Annotated in this window: 4 protein-coding genes; all 4 read right to left on the reverse strand. The window is 58.6% G+C overall.

The window, feature by feature from the left end; all coding sequences use genetic code 11:
* On the reverse strand, nucleotides 1-211 hold a 211-nt coding region (locus JMV15_RS28530; RefSeq protein ID WP_235991968.1), incomplete at its 3' end, for a hypothetical protein.
* Nucleotides 212-496: 285 nt separating this feature from the next.
* A complete protein-coding gene (locus tag JMV15_RS27750) occupies nucleotides 497-922 on the reverse strand; it encodes a hypothetical protein (RefSeq protein ID WP_073454712.1) in 426 nt (141 codons plus the stop codon).
* Between the two features lie 681 nt (nucleotides 923-1,603).
* Nucleotides 1,604-2,413 (reverse strand): protein rep, encoded by an 810-nt coding sequence (locus tag JMV15_RS27755; RefSeq protein ID WP_196492187.1) that lies wholly within the window; start codon nucleotides 2,411-2,413, stop codon nucleotides 1,604-1,606.
* Nucleotides 2,414-2,531: 118 nt separating this feature from the next.
* Nucleotides 2,532-2,801 (reverse strand): hypothetical protein (locus JMV15_RS27760; protein ID WP_201491980.1); only part of this gene is annotated, 270 nt, incomplete at its 5' end.

Consider the following 2,801-nt stretch of genomic DNA (forward strand, 5'->3'; position numbering starts at 1 on the left):
CAGCGATCAGGGACAAAACATCCTTACGATCCAGCTCGATTGAAACCCTCATGCCCAGCTCCTCAGTGGTGATGGCAAATTTTCTCATCACGACCAGGAACATAACGGGCGAGGTTTGCGCCTCCACTCCAGAGCCAAAAAACGAAGGAGTCTTCGGTAAAGTGGGGGTGTAACAGCACCCCACAGGATCCGGGAGGGGGGTGAAGAACATTTCGCAATACTACCCAGAGCGCCAAAAGCAAAATCAACAGCACCCATGCTGGGGGCCTCCGCTCCCGGCCGGTGGCCAGGAACAGAGCGCCAGAGGGTGATTTGATCAGCGAAGGGTCAAGGGTTCGCTCCGCCCGGGACTCCGTTCGCCGCGACGGTGAAGCGAGTCACGACGAGCCGGGGTCGCGGCCCCTGACCTGAGGAATTTCAACGGTGGATGGACTGGCCTCGATCGGAGTACGGGAACCTGTTCCCGTATGGAGGTCGAGGGGACAAGCGCAGCGCGTCAGGCCTCGGCGGCCCTTGTTCGTAAAGCCATCACTTGCGTGGCTGACAAATGGCGAAGCTCAGAATTGGAAAAAACCAGGTCAGCCCTCAACCACCTGGTTTCTTCGTCCCACTGGGCCAAATTGTCTATGAGAAACCTATAACGACCTTGATAAGCCTCCGCAAGATCCTCAGCAAGGGCCCTGTAAGCCTCTCCAGGCGTTTTTAACGCCAAATACACTGCATCTAGCACGGGGTCTGGTTTCGTTGCTCTGCCGACTTCCTGCGCCTTTTTGATGGCATATGCGTTGTATTCCTCTGCGCCAGTTTCGGGATCATCTGCTGGATTACCTGGGCAAAGTTTGTCCTCCCATGGGAGGACATAGGAGGCGCGGCCCAGGATGAACTGCAGGACGTAATCCGAAGGTATGGCGAGACGCTGCATGAGGAATTTTCCTAGACGAAAATCGAATGATAGCGCAGAGGGCTTTGGGCAGCGAAAGCTGCTTCCAGAGCGGCCAAAAGCCGCTCTGATAAACCGGCGTCGAAGACGACGGAAACAGCCTGACAGACGCCACCCGAGCCCACGAGGGGGGTGAGGAAAAATGGCCCCCAGGCCGAATTTTTCCGTTCTGCCCTGGTGCAGCCCGTCCAGGGCGAAACCAGGGTGCGAAGCATCCGGCCGCACCGCTTGCGTGCGCGTCAGGTGAAACCGGACCAACCTGGTTTCGAGCCGAAGCAGCAGAGGGAGGGACGGAGTCCCGCGCCGATGCGTCGCGCAGTCTCAGAAAGCGGGTTGGTCCGGCTTTGCCGGGCGCGCACGCGGGTGAATTTTCGAGACAAGCCCGTCCAGGGCGCAGGGGAGGAAAGAGGGTGGCGGATCGCGCAGCGATTCAGAACCCTGAAGGCCTTCCGGGGCGCTCCCCCGGGAGGTTTGGGCGGCCCGGAGGGGCGGCCACGGAGCCCCGCAGGGGTGACGGCATTTTGCTGTTGGGTTCTATGTTTTTGGCTCTTGGCGGTTGTATTGCAGGTCCTATTGTTGGGCCTATTGCCGCAGCAATAGGTGAGCCATAGGAGCGGCAATTTCAGGGAGTGAGGCAGGCAGGCGCTACGCTGTCGCCTGCCCTCACTCCCTGATGCTCGCCGGCTGGTATGAATCGCCCAGGTAGCGATAGAACCTATCCAGGTACGGAAGCCCGTCGAGCGGCTCATCGAGCAGCGAGTCGGGAATCTCAACGCCACGGAACAAGCCGAAGCTGTTCAGCAGGCGCTTGCCCTTGAGGATCTGCGCCGCGTGCCAGTTGTCAGCCAAGGTCAGATCGGAGAATTTCACGGCGTACTTGAACACCTCCATGAAACCCTCAACGGGATCGCCCAGGATGGGCCTGCAATCCACGACCATGCTGTCACCGGTGATCTTGTGCCACTCGGTGCTGAGGTCGGTTTGGGAGGGCTGTGATGTGGCCAGAATGATCATGTGACAATGCGGGTGCCAGCCATTGCCCTTGTTGGTCAGCTCGAGGGTGTAGACGGCCCCCTCGGCTTTGCAAAGCTCTGTCCAGGGAGCGCCACGAGTACCGGCATTGAAGTAGCGACGACGATCCATCAAGCGACGTAGCGACTTCGCGAGGTGCGATTGACGCTCTTCAAGATCCGGCCCGTTTTTGACTGTTAGGGTCAGGAGATAGGGCCGCAGATCCGGGCGTTCCTCCTGGATCACCTGCCAGCGGGTCAAGTAAGCCCCAAGAGCCTTGGCACCGCGGCGAATGCCGCACAACGGACAGACCAGGTGCTGCTTGCAGAACGTCGCGCTATGCAGCCGTACCTTGCCCACGGTGAAGTACTCCCGGAAATGCAGGTAATTACCACAGCTGGCAAGGCTAGCGGCAGTCTTGATGGTCGCTTCGGACGGGGTCTTTCGGAGATGTTCTAGCATCGCCTGAGACCTTGTGTGAGCCACGCCGTAGCGTGTTATTCTCTCGTCCAGAAGCCTAGCTTCGTCAGCCCCTGTGAACTCCCCGCCTGCCAAGTTGGAAGAGTTCTCAGGGGTTTTTTTATGCGCCATTCATGGCCCCCTTATTCGTGGGGCCGAGCATAGCACCTGCTAACACATTGTTTCTATGTATCAAGTAAAGCAGGGACTCGCCAGCCTCAGAACCGCGCAAAGCCCCGGAATCCGGGAGCATCAGCAGAAAAACAGCGATCAGGGACAAAACATCCTTACGATCCAGCTCGATTGAAACCCTCATGCCCAGCTCCTCAGTGGTGATGGCAAATTTTCTCATCACGACCAGGAACATAACGGGCGAGGTTTGCGCCTCCAC

The sequence above is a fragment of the Pseudomonas paracarnis genome, from assembly GCF_904063055.1.
GTDB lineage: Bacteria > Pseudomonadota > Gammaproteobacteria > Pseudomonadales > Pseudomonadaceae > Aquipseudomonas > Aquipseudomonas paracarnis.